The 20,528-nt window shown below is 45.3% G+C and carries 15 protein-coding genes and 4 pseudogenes; 13 read left to right on the top strand and 6 right to left on the bottom strand.

All coding sequences use genetic code 11. The features are described from left to right. The 3 genes and pseudogenes from KW548_05185 to KW548_05195 all read right to left on the bottom strand — a co-directional run bounded on the left by KW548_05185 (nt 1) and on the right by KW548_05195 (nt 2,295). Nucleotides 1–547, bottom strand: a pseudogene (locus KW548_05185) (peptidylprolyl isomerase). Next, on the bottom strand, nt 547–1,116 hold the full coding sequence (locus KW548_05190; protein QXX07416.1) for a hypothetical protein: 570 nt from the start codon (nt 1,114–1,116) through the stop codon (nt 547–549). The pseudogene KW548_05185 and the gene KW548_05190 overlap by 1 nt, the downstream one beginning before the upstream one ends. Nucleotides 1,117–1,167: 51 nt before the next feature. Continuing rightward, entirely contained in the window at nt 1,168–2,295 is a 1,128-nt protein-coding gene (locus KW548_05195; GenBank protein ID QXX07417.1) for a methyltransferase, read from the bottom strand. 138 nt (nt 2,296–2,433) lie between these two features. On the opposite strand from KW548_05195, the gene bolA reads away from it, so the two are divergent. From bolA to nqrM, 9 genes and pseudogenes are all read left to right on the top strand, one after another. Next, a complete protein-coding gene (bolA, locus tag KW548_05200) occupies nt 2,434–2,742 on the top strand; it encodes a transcriptional regulator BolA (GenBank protein QXX07418.1) in 309 nt (102 codons plus the stop codon). A gap of 434 nt (nt 2,743–3,176) precedes the next feature. Next, nucleotides 3,177–4,516, top strand: a pseudogene (locus KW548_05205) (Na(+)-translocating NADH-quinone reductase subunit A). A 5-nt stretch (nt 4,517–4,521) separates the two neighbouring features. Further along, on the top strand, nt 4,522–5,766 hold the full coding sequence (locus KW548_05210; GenBank protein ID QXX07419.1) for an NADH:ubiquinone reductase (Na(+)-transporting) subunit B: 1,245 nt from the start codon (nt 4,522–4,524) through the stop codon (nt 5,764–5,766). Beyond that, nucleotides 5,756–6,540 (top strand): annotated as a pseudogene (locus KW548_05215) (Na(+)-translocating NADH-quinone reductase subunit C). The gene KW548_05210 and the pseudogene KW548_05215 overlap by 11 nt, the downstream one beginning before the upstream one ends. Further along, entirely contained in the window at nt 6,540–7,172 is a 633-nt protein-coding gene (nqrD, locus tag KW548_05220; protein ID QXX07420.1) for an NADH:ubiquinone reductase (Na(+)-transporting) subunit D, read from the top strand. The pseudogene KW548_05215 and the gene nqrD overlap by 1 nt, the downstream one beginning before the upstream one ends. Nucleotides 7,173–7,179: 7 nt before the next feature. After that, nucleotides 7,180–7,776, top strand: coding sequence for an NADH:ubiquinone reductase (Na(+)-transporting) subunit E (gene nqrE, locus KW548_05225; GenBank protein ID QXX07421.1), 597 nt, complete (start codon nt 7,180–7,182; stop codon nt 7,774–7,776). A gap of 33 nt (nt 7,777–7,809) precedes the next feature. Beyond that, nucleotides 7,810–9,033, top strand: a complete 1,224-nt coding sequence (gene nqrF, locus KW548_05230) for an NADH:ubiquinone reductase (Na(+)-transporting) subunit F (protein QXX07422.1) — start codon at nt 7,810–7,812, stop codon at nt 9,031–9,033. Between the two features lie 144 nt (nt 9,034–9,177). Beyond that, nucleotides 9,178–10,182, top strand: a complete 1,005-nt coding sequence (locus KW548_05235; GenBank protein QXX07423.1) for an FAD:protein FMN transferase — start codon at nt 9,178–9,180, stop codon at nt 10,180–10,182. A 20-nt stretch (nt 10,183–10,202) separates the two neighbouring features. After that, nucleotides 10,203–10,457, top strand: coding sequence for a (Na+)-NQR maturation NqrM (gene nqrM / locus KW548_05240; GenBank protein QXX07424.1), 255 nt, complete (start codon nt 10,203–10,205; stop codon nt 10,455–10,457). A 36-nt stretch (nt 10,458–10,493) separates the two neighbouring features. On the opposite strand, the gene KW548_05245 is transcribed toward nqrM, so the two are convergent. Continuing rightward, entirely contained in the window at nt 10,494–11,711 is a 1,218-nt protein-coding gene (locus KW548_05245) for a diguanylate cyclase (protein QXX07425.1), read from the bottom strand. Nucleotides 11,712–11,867: 156 nt separating this feature from the next. On the opposite strand from KW548_05245, the gene dinB reads away from it, so the two are divergent. Further along, nucleotides 11,868–12,935, top strand: a complete 1,068-nt coding sequence (gene dinB, locus KW548_05250; protein QXX07426.1) for a DNA polymerase IV — start codon at nt 11,868–11,870, stop codon at nt 12,933–12,935. A 7-nt stretch (nt 12,936–12,942) separates the two neighbouring features. Here dinB and KW548_05255 read toward each other — a convergent pair. Then, nucleotides 12,943–14,875, bottom strand: a pseudogene (locus KW548_05255) (RecQ family ATP-dependent DNA helicase). Nucleotides 14,876–14,952: 77 nt separating this feature from the next. On the opposite strand from KW548_05255, the gene KW548_05260 reads away from it, so the two are divergent. Both KW548_05260 and KW548_05265 read left to right on the top strand, forming a co-directional pair. Next, nucleotides 14,953–15,429, top strand: coding sequence for a GreA/GreB family elongation factor (locus KW548_05260; protein QXX07427.1), 477 nt, complete (start codon nt 14,953–14,955; stop codon nt 15,427–15,429). A gap of 56 nt (nt 15,430–15,485) precedes the next feature. Next, complete coding sequence (locus KW548_05265; protein QXX07428.1) at nt 15,486–16,229, top strand: YggN family protein; 744 nt, start codon at nt 15,486–15,488, stop codon at nt 16,227–16,229. A gap of 39 nt (nt 16,230–16,268) precedes the next feature. On the opposite strand, the gene KW548_05270 is transcribed toward KW548_05265, so the two are convergent. Continuing rightward, on the bottom strand, nt 16,269–18,812 hold the full coding sequence (locus tag KW548_05270) for a chitinase (GenBank protein ID QXX07429.1): 2,544 nt from the start codon (nt 18,810–18,812) through the stop codon (nt 16,269–16,271). A 332-nt stretch (nt 18,813–19,144) separates the two neighbouring features. Here KW548_05270 and KW548_05275 point away from each other — a divergent pair, with 332 nt between their 5' ends. Then, nucleotides 19,145–20,509 carry a sodium-dependent transporter gene (locus KW548_05275; protein ID QXX07430.1) on the top strand — a complete coding sequence of 455 codons (1,365 nt, stop codon included), beginning with the start codon at nt 19,145–19,147 and terminating at the stop codon, nt 20,507–20,509. The last annotated feature ends 19 nt before the right edge of the window (nt 20,510–20,528 follow it).

A 20,528-nucleotide genomic window follows, 5' to 3' on the forward strand; every position in this document is an offset into this window, starting at 1 on the left:
TTATGGAAGCAAAGTCACTTTTGTCACCACAATAGGCGTTGCAGGTACGTCGCGGTATCTGCCGACCGTCTTGGTGCGTTTTTTAGACATCTGCTGTACTACGTCAAAACCCTGAGTCACTTTACCAAATACAGCATAACCAGGTGGACGTTGGTCGTAGTCGAGAAAGCTGTTGTCGACATAGTTGATAAAGAACTGACGCGTTGCCGAATTAGGGTTGTTAGTCCTTGCCATGGCAACGGTTGCTGTTTCGTTCTTTAATCCATTTGAGGCTTCATTTTCTATCGGTGCGTAAGTTGGCTTTTGTTTCATGTCTTGATCAAAACCACCCCCCCTGAGCCATAAAGCCCGGAATCACGCGATGGAACTGAGTGCCTACATAGCTGCCATCTTTTACATATTTGAGGAAATTCTCTACCGTTAGCGGCGCTTTTTCCTGATTTAACTCAATCGTAAATGCACCTAGTGTAGTTTCGAACTCAACTTTCGGACCAGCAAAAACAAGGTTGCTGACTAGAGCCAAAGAGGCAATAGCAACTTTCCACATTAGAAGCGCTCCTGCATATAGTTTTTCAATTCACGATCGCTTGAAATTTCTTTCAGTACTAGATTAGTGACATCATTGAGTACAATTTCGATCTCTTCATTTGAAGCACTCAGAGCACCTGTGCGTTTTGCTGTACCTGAGTATGTTTTGACCAGTTTGCCTTGAGGCGTTTCAGCCGTCACTTCGACGACTACCTTGCCATCCATTTCATTTTCCATTATGGAGTGCTTGACAGATACTAGCGCTTCTTGTACTTCCACTTTGACTGAGTTTTCACTGTTAACCGTGCTGCGGAATCCTTGAGACTTGAATTGCTCCAACAAGGCATTCTCAATGGCGATACGTACATTTTGCTTAGAATGAATGGGCTCAATGTTTGAACGGCCACTATCAATCAGAGCAACATACTGCGCTGAACGAACGTCTTTACTTGTCAGAGTGAAACTTGCGTTTTGTACGATGTCATTGTTGCTCAGAACTGGCTGAGGCATAAAGTTTAGCTGTTCGTGTTGCGGTGCAGAACAAGCAGTAAGTAAGGCCATTGACGCGGCTAGAACCAGTTTTCTCATTGTAATTTCCTTTAATCGTCACTCTAAACGTATTAGAGACATGATAGTGAACTATTTAGTTGCTTGTAAAATAACAAATTTCTTATTTGAAGCGACAAGTTTTACGTTCGTTTTTCCAAATAGCTTAGATAACTTCACATCGTAGCCGAGGTGGCGGTTACCGATAACTAATAATTGCCCACCTTTGCTGAGAACATGCTTTGCATCACAGAACATCTGCCATGCGATATGATCGGTAATCGCTTGTTGCTGATGAAAAGGAGGATTGCATACGACAAAATCTGCACTTTCCGCTGCGAATCCGTCTAGACAGTTGTTGGTCACACAGTCTATTTTACGCTCTTTCCCAAGTCTATTAATTAGGTTCCTTCTGGTTGACTCTGTCGCCATAAAACTTTCATCGACACAAGTGAGTTGTATGTCTGTGTTCAATAGTCCAAGTTTTACGGATAAAACACCATTACCGCACCCAAGATCGACCACTTTTCTGTCGGCGAGATGTTTAGGGAGGTGATCAAGCATAAATCGTGCTCCTTGATCCAGCTTTTCACCTGAATAGACATTAGGCAGGTTGTCGAGCGCAAAGTCGTGCTCATCGATACTCCAGCGGGTGGTAGGCTCTACTGAAATCTTCGTCGTGGTATCTGCTTGTGAGAAAACCAGACGATGCTTTTTCCATGCTAGAGAGGTGGTTGTTGTCCCCAGATACTTTTCAAATAGATTTAATGTAGAAGTATGAATTTCTTTTGCTTTGTTCACTGCAATCACAGGTACTGGAGCATCAAACTTTTGTCTAAGCTGGCTAAGTTGCCATACCAAATGGCGGTTGTTTCGCGGGATTTGCATCAAAACGTATTCCACGCCTTGCGGAATATCATCCATGGTATGAAGCAAGGTGACATCACGGCAGTGATTTCGTTTAAGGTTGGATCGGGTTCCTTGATGAGCGATGAAGGAATCGCTCATCATAGTGACTTGATTTTTCTCCGACAACCAGCAGCTCAGCGCACCAAAATTGTCGTTTAGAATCAGAATGTGTTTGCCAGTGAGACCAAGTTCTTCTACATGATTAATCAGGTATTCATCGCCGGCATCCCAAGCCTGAAGAGTTTCATTATTGCGTTGAGGGAATCGATGCAAAGTTAAGGTGCGCTCATGGAGCACAAGTTCAGTTTTCATATTTGGAACGCTTAGGCAAATTGATGGTGTAAATTGTCGCAGAAGGTCGTGCGTGTGGAAACTAAAACCTTTTGCTTTGCGTATAAGAAGACTATTATTTGCTCTTTGATACTGTTCATATTTAGATGGTGACACACAATGCTACAAGAAGTGATTGAAACTAAACTGCAAGAGCATTTCGAGCCTGAGTTTGTTCACGTGCTAAACGAAAGTTATATGCACAATGTTCCGGCGGGTTCGGAAAGTCATTTTAAAGTGGTCGTGGTCAGTGAGAAATTTGAAGGTCAACGTCTGATTGGGCGCCATCGCCAAGTGAATCAGGTGCTAGCCGATGAACTCGCTAATCATATTCATGCCTTGTCGATGCACACGTACACGCCTATGGAGTGGAAAGAGCAAAACCAACTGGCCCCAGATAGTCCAATGTGTATGGGTGGGTCCAAATAATAGAATCTGAAGAGGTAGCTTATGCTGCCTCTTTTGTTTTCTGCTATGTCAGTCTACGTTAACAATGTAGAAACAAATAAACAGCTGAATTAGTTTTAATCAGAAATGTTTCACAATGTGAATAGTTAAAGGCATTGTTGATAATGTGGTTATTGGTGTTTGTGCGATGGTTCAAACTTATGACCAATACTTAACCTTTTAAACTCAATTCCTTTGAAATATCTATCTGATTACCCTTATTGGTCATGGCATAGACTTCTAAAAAGATGATAGACTATCGCACCTGATAAATCTCGACTAAATTTGTAGCGAGGTTTTTAATAGGATGTTGCGATTTTGGTGTTTTAAATTGCGCCAAAACCGGACACTAGTGTCGTGTCTAAAAGTTACGCAATCAAAGAATCTTTTTCCCGATAAAAGTAGTGCAAGTGCGTATGATTACAATAAAGAAGGGTTTGGACCTTCCTATCGCAGGAACTCCTACCCAGGTGATTAATGATGGTAAAACCATCAAGAAAGTCGCCTTGCTTGGCGAAGAGTACGTTGGCATGCGTCCTACTATGCATGTTCGCGTAGGCGATGAAGTGAAAAAGCCCAAGTTCTTTTTGAAGATAAAAAGAACCCAGGTGTGAAATTTACTTCACCAGCAAGCGGTAAAGTGATCGAGATTAACCGTGGCGCCAAACGTGTCCTTCAATCTGTAGTGATTGAAGTGGCAGGTGAGGAGCAGGTAACGTTCGATAAGTTTGAAGCCAGCCAACTAGCAAGTCTTGACCGCACCGCGGTTAAAACTCAGCTTGTTGATGCAGGTCTTTGGACGGCTTTACGTACTCGTCCGTTTAGCAAGGTTCCAGCAATCGAATCTTCTACACAGGCTATTTTTGTAACTGCTATGGATACTAATCCGTTAGCAGCTCAGCCTGAGTTGGTTATCAATGAACAGCAAGATGCGTTTGTTGCTGGTTTGGATGTGCTTTCAACTCTGACAGACGGTAAGGTTTACGTTTGTAAATCTGGCACCAGTCTACCTCGTTCTTCTCAGTCAAATGTTGAAGAGCATGTTTTTGATGGCCCTCACCCAGCTGGTCTAGCTGGCACCCACATGCATTTCCTATACCCAGTAAATGCAGAAAGCGTGGCTTGGAGCATCAACTACCAAGACGTTATTGCGTTCGGTAAGTTGTTCCTAACTGGTGAACTTTACACGGATCGTGTTGTATCTCTGGCTGGTCCAGTAGTAAACAACCCTCGCTTAGTTCGTACAACTCAAGGTGCAAACCTAGAAGATTTGACTGATAGCGAGCTAATGCCTGGTGAAGTTCGTGTGATTTCTGGTTCAGTACTGACAGGTACTCATGCAACTGGTGCTCACGCTTACCTAGGTCGTTACCATGTACAGGTTTCTGTATTACGTGAAGGTCGTGACAAAGAACTGTTTGGCTGGGCTATGCCTGGTAAGAATAAGTTCTCAGTAACCCGTGCTTTCCTTGGTCATATCTTCAAAGGTCAGTTGTTCAACATGACAACAACCACGAATGGTAGTGATCGTTCAATGGTGCCAATTGGTAACTATGAACGTGTATTGCCATTGGATATGGAACCAACTTTGCTACTTCGTGATCTATGTGCAGGCGACGTTGACAGTGCTCAAGCACTGGGTGCGCTAGAATTGGATGAAGAAGACCTAGCATTGTGTACCTTTGTATGTCCTGGCAAATACGAGTACGGTGCGTTACTTCGTGAATGCCTAGATAAGATCGAGAAGGAAGGGTAATTTTCATGGCTCTTAAAAAGTTTCTTGAAGACATCGAGCATCATTTTGAGCCTGGCGGTAAACATGAAAAATGGTTTGCCCTGTACGAAGCTGTTGCAACAGTTTTCTACACGCCAGGTCTTATCACAAAGAAAAGCTCGCACGTTCGTGATAGCGTTGACTTAAAACGTATCATGATCATGGTTTGGTTCGCGGTATTCCCAGCAATGTTCTGGGGTATGTACAACGCAGGTGGCCAAGCTATTGCAGCACTTAACCACATGTATGCTGGCGAGCAGCTAGCAGCCGTTATCGCAGGTAACTGGCATTACTGGCTAACCGAAATGCTTGGCGGCACTATTGCAGCTGATGCAGGGGTTGGCACTAAGATGCTACTGGGTGCGACCTACTTCCTACCGATTTACGCCACAGTGTTTATTGTTGGTGGTTTCTGGGAAGTGTTGTTCTGTATGGTGCGTAAGCACGAAGTTAACGAAGGCTTCTTTGTTACTTCTATCTTGTTTGCGCTAATCGTTCCGCCAACGCTGCCTCTATGGCAAGCGGCTCTAGGTATCACATTCGGTGTTGTGGTAGCGAAAGAGATCTTTGGTGGTACAGGTCGTAACTTCCTAAACCCTGCACTGGCTGGTCGTGCTTTCCTATTCTTCGCTTACCCAGCTCAAATCTCGGGTGACGTAGTCTGGACTGCTGCTGACGGTTTCTCAGGTGCTACTGCGCTTAGCCAATGGGCTCAAGGTGGTAACGGTGCTCTTGTTAACACAGTAACCGGTGCTCCTATCACTTGGATGGACGCGTTTATCGGTAACATCCCAGGTTCAATCGGTGAAGTATCGACTCTTGCCCTGATGATTGGTGCAGCGATGATCGTTTACATGCGAATCGCTTCGTGGCGAATCATTGCTGGTGTGATGATCGGTATGATTGCAACCGCAACGCTGTTCAACGTTATCGGTTCTGATACCAACCCAATGTTCAACATGCCATGGCATTGGCACCTAGTTCTAGGTGGTTTTGCATTCGGTATGTTCTTTATGGCGACAGACCCTGTATCCGCTTCATTTACCAATGGTGGTAAATGGTGGTACGGCGCGCTAATCGGCGTGATGTGTGTACTTATTCGTGTGGTTAACCCAGCTTACCCAGAGGGTATGATGCTGGCGATTCTATTCGCGAACCTGTTTGCACCTCTGTTCGACCATGTAGTTATCGAGAAGAACATCAAGCGGAGACAAGCACGCTATGGCAAGTAATAACGACAGCATTAAAAAGACGCTGGGTGTTGTTATCGGGTTGAGCCTTGTTTGTTCAATCATCGTATCAACAGCCGCTGTTGGTCTACGCGATCAGCAAAAATCTAACGCTGTACTAGATAAGCAAACTAAGATTATCGAAGTTGCTGGTATTGATACAGCGGGTAAAAAGTACCAGAGCTATTCGCTGAGTACATCGAACCTCGCTTGGTTGACTTCAACACTGGAAACTTTGTTGCAGAAGCAGCAGATGGTTCTACCGCTGAGAATTATGATCAGCGTAAAGCTGCAAAAGATCCTTCAGAGTCAGTTAAACTTACTGGTGGAGAAGACAAGGCGAAAATCATCCGCCGTGCTAACACGGGTGTTGTATACCTAGTGAAAGACGGCAATGACGTGTCTAAAGTTATTCTGCCAGTTCATGGTACTGGTCTATGGTCTATGATGTACGCATTTGTTGCTGTTGAAACTGACGGTAATACGGTGTCTGGTATCACTTACTACGAACAGGGTGAAACCCCTGGACTCGGTGGTGAAGTTGAAAACCCATCATGGCGTGCTCAGTGGGTCGGTAAGAAACTGTTTGACGACAACCACAAGCCAGCAATCAAGATTGTTAAAGGTGGCGCTCCAGAAGGTTCAGAGCATGGTATCGACGGCCTTTCAGGTGCAACACTAACTGGTAACGGTGTTCAAGGTACATTCGACTTCTGGTTAGGCGATATGGGCTTTGGTCCGTTCCTAGCAAAAGTTCGTGACGGAGGTCTGAACTAATGTCTAGCGCACAAAACATTAAAAAGAGCATTATGGCGCCGGTGTTGGATAACAACCCAATCGCGCTACAGGTTCTTGGTGTATGTTCTGCTCTTGCAGTAACAACTAAACTAGAGACAGCGTTTGTAATGACACTAGCGGTAACGTTTGTAACTGCGTTGTCAAACTTCTCTGTATCTCTAATCCGTAACCACATTCCTAACAGTGTGCGTATTATCGTTCAAATGGCGATCATCGCGTCACTTGTTATCGTGGTAGACCAAGTGCTGAAAGCATACTTATACGATATCTCTAAACAGCTATCGGTATTCGTAGGTCTGATCATCACGAACTGTATCGTTATGGGTCGTGCTGAAGCATTCGCTATGAAGTCTGCACCTGTGCCATCTCTCATCGATGGTATTGGTAACGGTCTTGGCTACGGTTTCGTTCTTATCACTGTTGGTTTCTTCCGCGAGCTATTTGGCTCAGGCAAACTATTTGGCATGGAAGTGCTACCTCTAGTGAGCAATGGTGGTTGGTATCAGCCAAACGGTCTGATGCTTCTAGCCCCATCAGCATTCTTCCTCATCGGCTTCATGATCTGGGTGATCCGTATTCTGAAACCAGAACAAGTAGAAGCGAAGGAGTAAGGGCGTCATGGAACATTACATTAGTCTATTAGTTAAATCGATTTTCATCGAAAACATGGCTCTGTCTTTCTTCTTAGGTATGTGTACATTCCTTGCAGTATCTAAGAAAGTTAAGACTTCTTTTGGCCTTGGTGTGGCTGTTGTTGTGGTACTGACTATCGCAGTTCCGGTTAACAATTTAGTTTACAACCTCGTACTGAAAGAAAATGCTTTAGTTGAAGGTGTGGATCTTAGTTTCCTAAACTTCATCACCTTTATCGGTGTAATTGCAGCACTAGTACAGATTCTAGAGATGGTGTTAGACCGCTTCTTCCCACCTCTGTACAACGCGCTGGGCATCTTCCTACCGCTGATTACAGTAAACTGTGCGATCTTCGGTGGTGTATCTTTCATGGTACAACGTGACTACAACTTTGCTGAATCAGTTGTTTATGGCTTCGGTTCAGGTGTGGGTTGGATGCTAGCTATCGTTGCTCTTGCAGGTATCCGTGAGAAGATGAAGTACTCTGACGTGCCCCCTGGTCTTCGTGGTCTTGGTATCACTTTTATCAGTGTAGGTCTTATGGCGTTAGGCTTTATGTCTTTCTCTGGTGTTCAACTGTAAGTCGGGTAAACCGCAACAATTAAGGAATAGTCAATGGACATTATTCTTGGTGTAGTGATGTTTACTCTGATCGTACTTGCGCTAGTACTAGTGATTCTTTTCGCTAAGTCTAAGCTTGTACCAACAGGTGACATTACAATTTCTGTAAACGATGACCCTTCACTGGCGATCGTTACACAGCCAGGCAGTAAGCTTCTGGGTGCTCTAGCTGGTGCTGGTGTATTCGTATCTTCTGCTTGTGGTGGCGGTGGCTCATGTGGTCAGTGTCGCGTAAAAGTTAAATCAGGTGGTGGCGATATCCTACCTACCGAGCTTGACCATATTACTAAAGGTGAAGCACGTGAAGGTGAGCGTCTAGCGTGTCAGGTTGCAATGAAAACTGACATGGACATCGAACTCCCTGAAGAAATCTTCGGTGTTAAGAAGTGGGAATGTTCCGTTATCTCTAACGATAACAAAGCGACATTCATCAAAGAACTTAAGCTACAAATCCCAGATGGCGAATCAGTACCTTTCCGTGCTGGTGGTTATATCCAGATTGAAGCACCAGTTCACCACGTGAAATATGCTGACTACGATATCCCTGAGGAATACCGTGAAGACTGGGACAAGTTCAACCTGTTCCGTTACGAGTCCAAGGTAAACGAAGAGACTATCCGCGCTTACTCAATGGCGAACTATCCGGAAGAAGAAGGCATCATCATGCTGAACGTCCGTATCGCTACACCGCCGCCAAACAACCCAGACGTACCACCAGGCATCATGTCTTCGTACATCTGGTCTCTGAAAGAAGGCGATAAGTGTACGATTTCTGGTCCATTTGGTGAATTCTTCGCGAAAGACACTGACAACGAAATGGTATTCGTTGGTGGTGGTGCAGGTATGGCGCCGATGCGTTCACATATCTTTGACCAGCTTAAACGTCTGAAGTCTTCACGTAAGATGTCATTCTGGTACGGTGCTCGTTCTAAGCGCGAAATGTTCTACGTAGAAGATTTCGACGGCCTACAAGCAGAAAACGACAACTTCGTATGGCACTGTGCTCTATCTGATCCAATGCCTGAAGATAACTGGGATGGCTACACTGGCTTCATCCACAACGTACTGTACGAAAACTACCTGAAGGACCACGAAGCGCCTGAAGATTGTGAGTACTACATGTGTGGTCCACCAATGATGAACGCAGCTGTTATCGGCATGCTAAAAGATCTTGGTGTTGAGGATGAAAATATCCTACTCGATGACTTTGGTGGTTAGCCACTAAGTAATTGAAATCTATGGCTGACTCGTAAGAGTCAGCCTTTGTTTTTTCCTGCTATGAATTTTACAAATGGCCATAGTCGATGTGCTCTGAAACAGAGTCATGTGCTATTTCTGTTTCTCTTATAAGGAGTCTAACAAGTGAAAAAGTGGCTTGTTGCATTTGCTTCTCTATTGGTTCTTGCTGGCTGTGAAAAGCCCGTAGAACAGATTCATTTAAGTGGTCCGACAATGGGCACGACTTACAACATAAAGTACATAGAGTCTGAGGGTAACCCATCACCTGAAGTCCTACAAAAAGAAGTTGACCGCTTGCTGGAAGAAGTGAACGACCAGATGTCGACTTACCGCAAAAATTCCGAATTGAGCCGCTTCAACCAAAGCCAGACATCAACGCCATTCGAAGTGTCACCACAGACTGCCACGGTTGTGAAAGAAGCGATTCGTTTAAACGGTCTTACTCTAGGAGCACTTGATGTGACTGTTGGCCCATTGGTCAATTTATGGGGCTTTGGGCCTGAAGCGCGTCCTGAAGTTGTGCCTACGGACGAAGAGCTGGCAGCACGTAAAACCCACACTGGTATTCAACATTTGACTGTGGAAGGTAATCTGCTGAGTAAGGATATCCCAAACTTGTATGTTGATCTTTCAACCATTGCAAAAGGTTGGGGGGTAGACGTGGTTGCGGACTATATTCAATCACAAGGCATCCAAAATTACATGGTAGAAGTCGGTGGTGAGATGCGCCTCAAAGGCATCAATCGTGAGGGCGTTAAATGGCGTATCGCAATTGAAAAACCATCTGCTGATGAGCGTGCTGTGCAGGAGATTATCGAGCCGGGTGATATGGCAGTTGCCACTTCGGGTGATTATCGTATCTATTTTGAGCGTGATGGTGTACGTTACTCGCACATCATTAATCCTCAGACCGGAAAACCAATCCGTCATAAAGTGGTGTCAGTGACTGTGCTGGATAAATCGTCGATGACTGCTGATGGTCTAGCGACAGGATTGATGGTACTTGGCGAAGAGCAGGGAATGAAGATAGCCAACGAGAATAATATCCCTGTGTTTATGATCGTTAAGACCGAAGATGGATTTAAAGAAATGGCATCGGAAGCGTATAAGCCATTTATGAACAAATAATACCAAGTGAGCATGTTATTATGAGTACATTTCTGATTACTTTCGGCATTTTTATTGCCGTTATCGCAGCCATGTCTGTCGGCTACATTTTCCAAAAGAAAGTGGTAAAAGGCAGTTGTGGTGGTCTTGGTGCTGTGGGTGTCGACAAGGTATGTAATTGCCCTGAACCGTGTGATGCTCGTAAAAAACGAGAAGCTCGCGAAGCTTTAAGAGCAGAAAAGATTGCTGCTCGTGAAGAAAAACTGGCAGCGTGGGAAAAAGACCGTATTGCTTAATCGACCATAAAGCCCGGAGTTCAATCCGGGCTTTTTTTATTCTGTAGCAATGATTTGATTGCGGCCGTGTTCTTTGGCGACATAAAGACAATCGTCTGCCAATTTAATTTGCTGTTCCAAGCTACCTTCTAAACTACATACACCAATACTGATCGTTAGCGTGATGTCTTGACCATTATGCTTAATGATTGAATTCTCTATTCTCTGGCGCATTTTTTCTAGGCGAGTGATAAACTCATCCAGTGTTGCGTAAGACTGAACGCAAAATTCCTCTCCTCCAAAGCGCACAACCACATCTTCTGGAAAGTAGATTTTCAATATATTGGCAATGGTCTTTAGTGCAGTATCACCACCGTCATGACCGAAGGTGTCATTGACGGATTTAAAGTGGTCGATATCCAGCATCGCGATGTATCTAGCGCTGCCTTCAGTACAGGATTGATTGAACAAAAAACGTCGATTCCACAGCCCGGTTAAGGTGTCTTGATTAGCCAACTTATAAAGCTCGTCAGTGGCTTCTTTCATATCAAGGAGTTGATTGACTCGGCAAAAAAATTCTTCTTGGTTAAACGGTTTGTGCAAAAAGTCATTAGCGCCAGCTTTCAGAAACCTAGCGGTTAGCGTTCTATCCCCGCTGCCTGACAAACCAAGAATCGCAATGCTGTTTTTGTCGTACATTTGCCTTATCTCCCGCGTCATAACAATTCCGTCTTTGCTCGGCATATCATGGTCGGTAATGATGAAGGTAATATCCGGGGTTTCTGCGAGTTTGTGCAGTGCTTCAGAACCGTTTTGCGCTTGCGTTGTACGAATGTATTGATGTTCGAGCAATTGGGCGACGTGTTTACGCACTGTTGGTGAGTCGTCCACTACGAGTGCGTGATGTCTGACATTGTTCATTAGACGATTGGCTAGTGGCAGAAGATAGGAAACTGATGCCATGCTGTCTTTGAGAAGGTAATCCATAACACCCTTGGCGATAAAGCGCTCACGAATCTTATCGCTAAAAGTGGCGGTGAGTACGATAACCTTTTGTTTATTATCCAAAACAAGATCAATGACTTCACCGTCCTGAGCATCAGGCAAGCAGTAATCCAGCACGGCAAAATGGAAGTCACGATGCTCAGAGAGAGCTTTCTGAGTTTCTGCGTACGATTCACATCCTATGACATCACAGCCAATAGAGCTCAATTGTTGCGTCAAATATCTGCGATAAGCACGGCTGTCTTCGACCACCAACACTTTATGGTTCACCTGAGTCCTCCTTATCGCATCCTATAAATTAATAATAACTGCATATTTTGATACTTCTATTAGAAAGTCGGAAAAAAGTGTTGCTCTTCGTGCCACAGTTGGCGAGTAGAGAGAGAAAAGTTATACTGTATTTATGTACAGTTCTTGTGTGTGTTTATGTCCGACGAAAAAGTAAGAAAGATCATTCATGTTGATATGGACTGCTTTTATGCGGCGGTGGAGATGCGTGATAATCCAAGTTATCGTGGAAGGCCACTGGCTGTTGGTGGGCGTGAAAAACAACGTGGCGTTCTGAGTACTTGCAACTATGAAGCGAGAAAGTTTGGCATCCGCAGTGCGATGCCCACAGGCCAAGCGTTGAAATTGTGTCCTCACCTACTGGTCGTCCCTGGCCGTATGCAGGTGTACAAACAAGCCTCTCAGCATATTCGTGAGATTTTCTCCCGTTATACGACACTCATTGAGCCTCTATCCTTGGATGAAGCCTTTTTGGACGTGACAGAGTGTCAACAGTGTTATGGCTCAGCGACGTTAATTGCAGAAGCCATCCGACGAGATATTTTTAATGAACTGCAACTGACCGCATCGGCTGGTGTTGCTCCAGTCAAATTTTTGGCAAAAGTTGCATCGGACATGAATAAGCCCAATGGGCAATATGTGATACCGCCTGACAAAGTGCAGCAAGTTGTCGATAAGCTACCGTTAGAAAAAATCCCTGGAGTGGGAAAGGTAAGTTTAGAAAAGTTGCATCAGGCCGGTTTTTATCTCTGTGAGGATGTTAAAAACAGTGATTATCGCGAACTGTTATTGCGCTTTGGTCGATTAGGCGCTTCTCTGTGGAAAAAGAGCCATGGTATTGATGGGCGAGAGGTAGTCGTTGAACGTGAACGGAAGTCCGTAGGTGTCGAGCGGACGTTCAGTGAAAATATCAGTACTTATGACGAGTGTTGGCGCATGATTGAACACAAGCTCTTTCCTGAGCTGGAAACACGACTGATCAAAGCCTCTCCTGATAAAGCGATTATTAAGCAGGGTATCAAACTCAAGTTTGCCGACTTCCAGCTCACGACAATTGAACACATACACCCTGAACTTGAGCTGGATTATTTCAAAGGTCTGTTGCGTGATATCCTTAAACGTCAGCAAGGACGCGAAATTCGATTGTTGGGCTTAAACGTGATGCTTAAACCCGAAGAGCAGACCAAGCAACTGAGCTTTTTCTGACGTTAAACTACAGCGCTTCTATTTCACTTAGTACTTGCTGATATGGATGTTCACTGAGTTTGCCAAACCCAGCTAAGCTGCGTGCTTTGACTTTGGTAAACCAAGGGGTAGCTATGCCGCACAGGAACTTCGTTTTGAGGTTGTTGGATAGTGGTGAGGCGGATTTACCTTGTAGAGGAGCCAACCAGTCAGCAATCTGTTGGCGTTCTAGCTGTGGGTGTGTCGTATTAGGCCAAGCATGCTGTTCTCCACGACATACGCTGCAATGACCACACGCCTCTGGAGCTTGGCTGTCTGAAAAGTAGTTTGCCAGTGCTTTACTCAAACAGTGTTTGGATTTAAACAGTGCTAAAAGATTGTGAATACGTTTGACGTCACTGAGTTCTTTACTTCTAAACAGTCGCCAAAGCTGCTCACTGAGATCCTCGATAGACTGTTGAGGTGGGCTTATCCGATACACTTCTGTCATTAACTTACTTTCCAGCTCAATCCATCCGTTTTGATGGAAATAATCCAGTGCGGCGACGGCACGCGAGCGTTCGCCTTTATAGCTTTGCCACAGAGCATCAAAATCAACCTGACACCACAGCCTAGCTTGTGGTGAACAGTGAAACAGTGCTTCGCTAAATTGGCGTCTCTCGCCATCAAAGTGGTCAATGATATCTTGCTTAGGCCTGATGAATTTGAAGCGATAATCGGCGAAGTAACTGTATTGGGCTGTGATAACCTTAGCCATCTCCATGTACACGAGCAATGTTTTCAACGGAAGCTGACGAATATTACTGTCAGAGGAAAGACGAGAGATCACCACTTCCCAGCTGTGCTCTGACGTAATCGCTTGCTGAATGACGTTGTGGATTTCATCGTATTCAGGCGTATCTCCGTAGACAAAGTTTTCCAACGTACACACACCGTCCTCGTTGGCGAGCAAAATACATTGTGAAGTTTGTCCGTCTCGACCTGCACGGCCAATTTCTTGCGCATAGTTTTCAATTGATTTAGGTAAATCAAAATGAATCACGCGGCGGATATCTGATTTATCTACTCCCATGCCAAAAGCAATGGTAGCGGCAATGCAATCTGTTTGACCAGACATAAAATCCTGTTGAATTCGTTCTCTGGTTTCACTATCTAACCCCGCGTGATAGGCCTCTGCTTTAACGCCTTGTTCAGTGAGTAGCTTGGCTATAAATTCGGCACTGTTCTGCTGGGTCACGTACACAATGGTCGGTAACTTTGGATCTTGGTTGATGACGGACAACAAGGCGTCCTTTTTTTCGTGCTTGCGAACAGGGCATGACTGAAATGTCTAGATTAGGTCGATAAAAACCAGTGACCGTAATGTCATGCGGCGCTATGTTGAATTTCTTACTCATGTCATCCAATACCGCTTGCGTTGCCGTCGCGGTTAAAAGGAGAACTTGAGGAATAGCGAGTTCTTGTTGAAACTGAGGAAGCTTTAGGTAGTCAGGGCGAAAATTGTGTCCCCATTCTGAGATACAGTGTGCTTCATCGATAACCAATTGCGAGATACTAATCTGAGATAAAAAGTGACGAAAACGCTCATTTTTCAATCGTTCGACAGAAACCATTAGGATCTTCACATCGCCATTACGCACTTGCGCCATGATCCGTTGGGTTTCTTCCTTGCTTTGGCTGGAGTTGAGAGACGCTGCTGCGATCCCTTTGCTATGCAAGAACTCGAGCTGATCTTTCATTAAGGCTAGTAGAGGAGAAATGACCAAGGTCAGATGTGGTAAACATAAAGCAGATAGCTGATAACAAAGAGACTTTCCTGAACCAGTCGGAAAAATAGCCGCACAGGACTTGCCGTCCAAAACCTTGTCTATGACTTGATATTGCCCGTCTCTAAGTTGTTCAAAGCCAAAAGCGGTACGCAATGTAGCGTGAATTTGATCTTGGTTGCCTGATGTTTGCATTTGCCTATTACCAGTATGACGAAAGTGCCTGACATAGTATTCTAGAGGTATTAAGAGGGGAGGAACATGATTTTAGTATGAACAAATTGGAGCTATTGCAAACTATTCTATCTTCCATGCAACAATCCCTTGAGGTCGCCCACCGTGCGACTCAACGCGCAATCGAGTCTGCTACTGATGAAGAAACGGTTCCAGAACACAAGTATGATACCTTGGCGCTTGAGGCATCCTACCTTGCCCATGGACAGGCAATGCGTGTACAGGACGGCGAGCGAAATCTTAGTGTCATGGGTCAACTTAAACTACCACAACAATCAGAGCGAATCACTCTTGGTAGTCTGGTTTGTTTGATTGATCTGGAAGATAAATGTCGATGGTTTTTTGTTGCCCCTTGTGCGGGTGGTTTGAAAGTTCAGCACAAGCAACAGGAAGTCATGTTGGTCACATTCGATTCACCACTTGGCTTTGCGATGAAGGGTAAGGTCATGGGGGATGAAATAGAGTATCAGGTCGCGACAACTACCTTTAACTATGAGGTCGATACAATAATTTGACACAAGTGCTTTGGGTTTTTGTTAGGGTAGCGAAGAGTCAATATGGTGAGATTAAAATGAAACGAATTCTAATGACCATCCCGTTGCTTGTGATGAGTCAAGCGTACGCAGCTCAGTGTCAGGTCGATTTGAAAAATGGTATCCGCCTCAATGGTGAGACGTTAGAGATCCATCAAGTCAGTGGTGACAGTGCGATCGTGAATGCCGATAACACCTTGACGATTCATGGTGAAGTCATCCCTTTAGATGCGTCACAGCAGCAAGCAGTCGCTGACTATCGCAGCAATTTAAATGATTACTTGCCACGAGCAAAGCAGATTGCTCAAAATGGTTTGGCTTTGGCGAACGATATCATCGATGATGTTGGCCAAAGTTTCGATGCACCGGAAGCTTTCGATAGTGTGAAAGCCTCCATGCAGAAGTTCTACGCTGATATTGAAGCCCGTTATTATCAGAATGGCGATTTGGTATTACCAGCCGACAGCTTTCGCTCACTGCGTGAAACGTGGGCGGAAGATTTTGAAAGTGCGAAGAAGCTGTTCAATGAAGAGTTCATCACCAGCGCATTCAATGCGATGTCGGAAAAAATGAAAGCGGAAGGCGGTCTGAACCTGACAGAAATGACAGACACCATGAGTGAGCTAAAAGAGCGAATTGCAAAAAGACTTGAAGCACACTCCGTTGACGTGGAGAAACAGAGTCAGGAATTTTGTGACTCACTTGATAACATGGTAGAGCAAGAGCAGGAATTGCATAAAAAAATTCCACAGCTAAAAGATTATCAGATTTTCACTATTTAACGCCCGATAAGAGAAGAGCGCCAAACGGCGCTCTCTTTTTTATTGGCTGTTATTCATCTGGGTTAGCTTGTCGCCAACAGGACCTGAGAAGATGAACCCATCGTGCTCATCCCAGTTAATTGACCAGGTCATTACACCCGCATAGTTAGGATAGTTAAAGGCAGGAGTGACTGAGCCACAGCGGGTGCCTTTAGTTAGACAATCCAATGCATCAAGAATATTCTGAGTCGGTGCTTGCCCTGAGTTCGCTGAGCTAGGGCCTGATGGCAAGCCGATAGCGACTTGATCATCTCGAAGCGGCGCAAACAGAGTGCCATCGGCTAACTCAAAACCTTCAATCAGCATCTTAGATTGGGCCACCATCATATCGATAGAACCTTCAGCAGCGCTACCTTGCGTGTAAGGATTCGGCAGGCCACCATTGTTGTATAGCTGTACGTGGAGAAGATCTAGTGTACTGCGTGTATCGTTAATAATAGGAATGTAGGCGCCCCAAATACCGCTGTAAGCGACGAACCCACCTTGAACATAAGGGTGCTCTGGCGCCATTGTCAGGTACATATCTCCGCCCATGTTTTGCTCGATTTGGAGCAATGCTCGACCTAAACGCGCTTGAATTTGCGAGCCATGAACCAGATTAGAACCACTCTCTAAATCTACATCGAGACCGTCGAACCCCCACTCCTTGATGATGTCAGTCAAGCTAGAGACAAAGTTGGCTTCATCCTGAGCAGTATTGAGTGTAATCGTGCCTTCTGCACCACCAAGAGAAAGGACAAACTTCTTACCTTTAGCTTGTAGTGCCGCCATGTCTTGTTTGAACTGAGCTGGGTCAAGTGCAGCACAACTGCTATGGATATCACCAGAGTAAAGGTTAAAGTGGACGGTACCATCGCTGTTGCGATCATTCTCGGCAAATGCAATGTCGATAACATCCCAAGCTTGTGACATATCTGCCAATCGCATTGGGCACCCTGCACCGTTGACGAAGTTATGCCAGTATCCGATCAACTTGTGCGTTTTTTCTGTCTGTTCTTCGACAGATATTGTCGCAGCATCGGACGTCACTTCGCTGTTGGTTGAATCTATGGCTTTGGCTGCTACGGTATAACGACCTACTGCACCTGCGGTCCAGTTAAAACTGTATGGTGCAGTAGTATCGGTACCGACAGTGGCTCCGTTGACTAAGAAATCGACCTGCTTCACGCTGGCAGACAGCGATGTTGCATCGGCGGCAAACTGGACCGATTTACCTAACCCGACGGTTTGGCCCGGGGCTGGTGATGTCAGTGCAACTACTAAGTCTTGGTCACTGACTGTTACCGAAACCATCGCTTCGCCCGTGTTGTTTTCATTGTCTGTCGCGACGGCTTTGAGGCTATTTAGGCCAATTTGAGTCGCTGTCCAACTCACTGAGTAAGGTGGCTGTGTCACTACACCTAGGCTGTTATTGCCTGCGAAGAATTCGACTTGGTTTATTGTCCCATCCGAGTCTGATGCGTCAGCAGAGAAACTGACCGTGCTGCCAGCGAGCAATATTTGATTGTCACTAGGGTGAGTGATGGTTACCGCTGGTGGAGCCGCGCAAGCACCTAACCCCGTCCAGGCTTGCTCCCAATAATCTCCTTGTCCTGGCTCATAGGCCCAATCAGCAGTTGAAGAACACCAACCAGCGATGTCACAACGGTATTTTTGATTATGGTTCTGTACCAGCTGCCCCGTACTGTAGTTGGACCCTGCGGTATAGGTTGGTAGCCCTGCACAGCCACCTGCTGCCTTGCTGGCCACAACCATTGATACCTCTTGTGTTGAAGTGGTTTGGTTACCGTTGTCTGTGGCTTTGGCTTTGATGTTATGAGTGCCACTGACTGAAGTCCACGTGGCTTCATAGGGTGCGGATGTATCGCTGGCAATCAATTGTCCATCAACAAAAAATTCGACCTTATCAACGCTGCCATCGGTGTCGGAGGCATTCGCGCTTAATGTGAGAAGGTCGCCGTCCGTTAATTGCTCGCTGCCTGAAGGGCTAGTTAAAGTGACCGAAGGAGGGATCGGTTCGTTAGCTAAGGTGACGCTGATTGCAATCTGCGTTTCTGATGTTGCGCTTTCATTGTCAGTGGCAATAACGGAAATGGTGGTTGCACCTGCGATCGCTGTCCAATCTGCTTGATAAGGTGCTTGTGTGACCGTCGCGATGTTCTGACCATCAACCAGGAAGATCACTTGAGCGATGCTGCCATCGCTATCACTGGCGGAAGCTTGTATCGTGGTGGCTGTGCCTTCGGGGATCTCAGCGTTATTGACAGGAGAAACTATAGATACTGCTGGAGCGGTGTTACCACTGCCAGTGTCGCATTGTCCAAGGTCTTGCCATGTTTGCCAATCCCCAGAATTTCTGACGGGGTCATTGCCCTGTGTCCAATGACTGGCTTGATAAGCATGATTGGATGTCTGAACTAGATCTCCAGATGTGTATACCGTATTGCTATCCCAAACCTCCAAGCCAATGCAGTCATAGGCGTGTGCTTGGTAGCTTAGCCCTAATGCTGCGACGATGGTAACTCTGAGCAGATTCGAACCCATTTTTCTCTCCTTAATGGATGTAGTAAACCAACTCATAACCAATAGCGAAGATGCTGATCTTTTCCCGCTAACTTAATGATTATTTGGATTTTATTCGTTGGATATCACGATGAAAATTGTCTGGATTCTTTCATTGCATTGGTTGTTCGGCACACTTCACGCTTCAACCTTCCCTTACTCATTGGTTAAAAATGCTTTGTATCAATTAATGTACAGCTTAATTTTCTATTTATTTGTCTAAATCTGGTTACTTAATACCCTTATGGCTGGAGTGAATATGAATTTTGTAATATCGTACTAGTCAACTAGTTTATTGGTGCAAGTTAAGCGGTATGGCACAAGCAGACAATTTTCAAACACGTGAGCACTTTGGCTCTCGTTTAGGCTTTATTCTAGCGGCAGCAGGTGCTGCGGTTGGTTTAGGCAATATTTGGGGCTTCCCAACTCAAGCTGCCAGTAATGGTGGTGGAGCCTTTCTATTGGTATATCTAGTGATGATTTTGCTGGTGGCGTTTCCCATGTTGGTGGTTGAAATGGCGATCGGTCGTCATGGTCAGGCCAACCCTGTTGATAGCATGCGCTCTCTCAGCTCTAATCCACTCGCTAAAAAGGTCGGTGGGTTTGTTGGATGGATAGGTTTAAGTGTCCCAAGCGCAGTGTTGGCGTTCTACAGCATTGTAGGCGGTTGGTTGATCTGTTTTTTGTTTGGTGCTGTGGCCGATGTGGTAGGCATTCAAGCCGCAAGTGCTTGGTTTAAGGGATTCAGTGTTGAACGTAACCTGTTTGGCACCCTTGTTTTCTACGTGCTGACAATTCTCATCGTACAGGGTGGGGTCAAACAAGGTATCGAAAAATGGTCGACGCGCTTGATGCCTGCTTTGTTCATTCTATTTGGCTTGTTGTTCATTTATATCATGACTCAATCTGGTGCGATGGAAGGACTTAAGCATTATCTTGTCCCAGATTTTGACAAGGTGATGGACCGAAAATTGATTCTCGCAGCCATGGGGCAGGGCTTCTTTTCTCTGACCATTGGTGGTTGTTCCATGTTGATTTATGGCTCTTACCTCAGCAAGAAAGAGAACTTGCCGAAAATGGCAATGAATGTGACTCTGGTAGATACTGCGGTTGCTTTTATCGCGGGTCTAGTAGTGATGCCCGCGATGTTTGTGGCGATGCAGAAAGGTGTACAGATCTATGCTGAGGATGGTTCTCTGCTCAGTTCAGATACTCTGGTTTTCCAAGTATTGCCTTTGATGTTTGATAGTCTTGGTTTGTTGGGCCAGCTGTTTGCGACTGTGTTCTTCCTACTACTCACGATTGCAGCACTGACTTCTTCCATCTCTATGCTGGAATGTCCAGTTGCGCTAGTCGGTGAACGCTTCAACACTAAACGCAGCACCACAAGCTGGGTTCTCGGTGGTTTAATTGCTTTAGTGAGTATCATAATAGTATTTAATTTTGGTGCTCTATTTGGCTTGATTGCCACAGTTGCAACGCAGTACCTTCAACCTGCTGCAGCGTTACTCTTCTGTTTGTTTGGTGGCTGGGTGTGGAATCGCCACTCGAAAATTAAAGAACTCGAGCAAGGCTACCCGGAATTTACGCAAGGTTGGTTCGGAAAGCTGTGGCCAGCTTACGTCAAGTTTGTCTGCCCTGTATTGGTTGCCACGGTGATCTGGGCGTCTTTCGGTTAATCAACTTGATAAGCGATAC

This window comes from Vibrio neptunius (genome assembly GCA_019339365.1).
In the GTDB taxonomy this organism is placed as follows: Bacteria; Pseudomonadota; Gammaproteobacteria; order Enterobacterales; family Vibrionaceae; genus Vibrio; species Vibrio neptunius.

Excerpts from the sequence above, each read along its gene's own strand:
- KW548_05190 (QXX07416.1), bottom strand. The coding sequence starts at position 1,116 with ATGAGAAAACTGGTTCTAGCCGCGTCAATGGCCTTACTTACTGCTTGT.
- KW548_05195 (QXX07417.1), bottom strand. The coding sequence starts at position 2,295 with ATGAAAACTGAACTTGTGCTCCATGAGCGCACCTTAACTTTGCATCGA.
- bolA (QXX07418.1), top strand. The coding sequence starts at position 2,434 with ATGCTACAAGAAGTGATTGAAACTAAACTGCAAGAGCATTTCGAGCCT.
- KW548_05210 (QXX07419.1), top strand. The coding sequence starts at position 4,522 with ATGGCTCTTAAAAAGTTTCTTGAAGACATCGAGCATCATTTTGAGCCT.
- nqrD (QXX07420.1), top strand. The coding sequence starts at position 6,540 with ATGTCTAGCGCACAAAACATTAAAAAGAGCATTATGGCGCCGGTGTTG.
- nqrE (QXX07421.1), top strand. The coding sequence starts at position 7,180 with ATGGAACATTACATTAGTCTATTAGTTAAATCGATTTTCATCGAAAAC.
- nqrF (QXX07422.1), top strand. The coding sequence starts at position 7,810 with ATGGACATTATTCTTGGTGTAGTGATGTTTACTCTGATCGTACTTGCG.
- nqrM (QXX07424.1), top strand. The coding sequence starts at position 10,203 with ATGAGTACATTTCTGATTACTTTCGGCATTTTTATTGCCGTTATCGCA.
- dinB (QXX07426.1), top strand. The coding sequence starts at position 11,868 with ATGTCCGACGAAAAAGTAAGAAAGATCATTCATGTTGATATGGACTGC.
- KW548_05260 (QXX07427.1), top strand. The coding sequence starts at position 14,953 with ATGAACAAATTGGAGCTATTGCAAACTATTCTATCTTCCATGCAACAA.
- KW548_05265 (QXX07428.1), top strand. The coding sequence starts at position 15,486 with ATGAAACGAATTCTAATGACCATCCCGTTGCTTGTGATGAGTCAAGCG.
- KW548_05270 (QXX07429.1), bottom strand. The coding sequence starts at position 18,812 with ATGGGTTCGAATCTGCTCAGAGTTACCATCGTCGCAGCATTAGGGCTA.
- KW548_05275 (QXX07430.1), top strand. The coding sequence starts at position 19,145 with ATGGCACAAGCAGACAATTTTCAAACACGTGAGCACTTTGGCTCTCGT.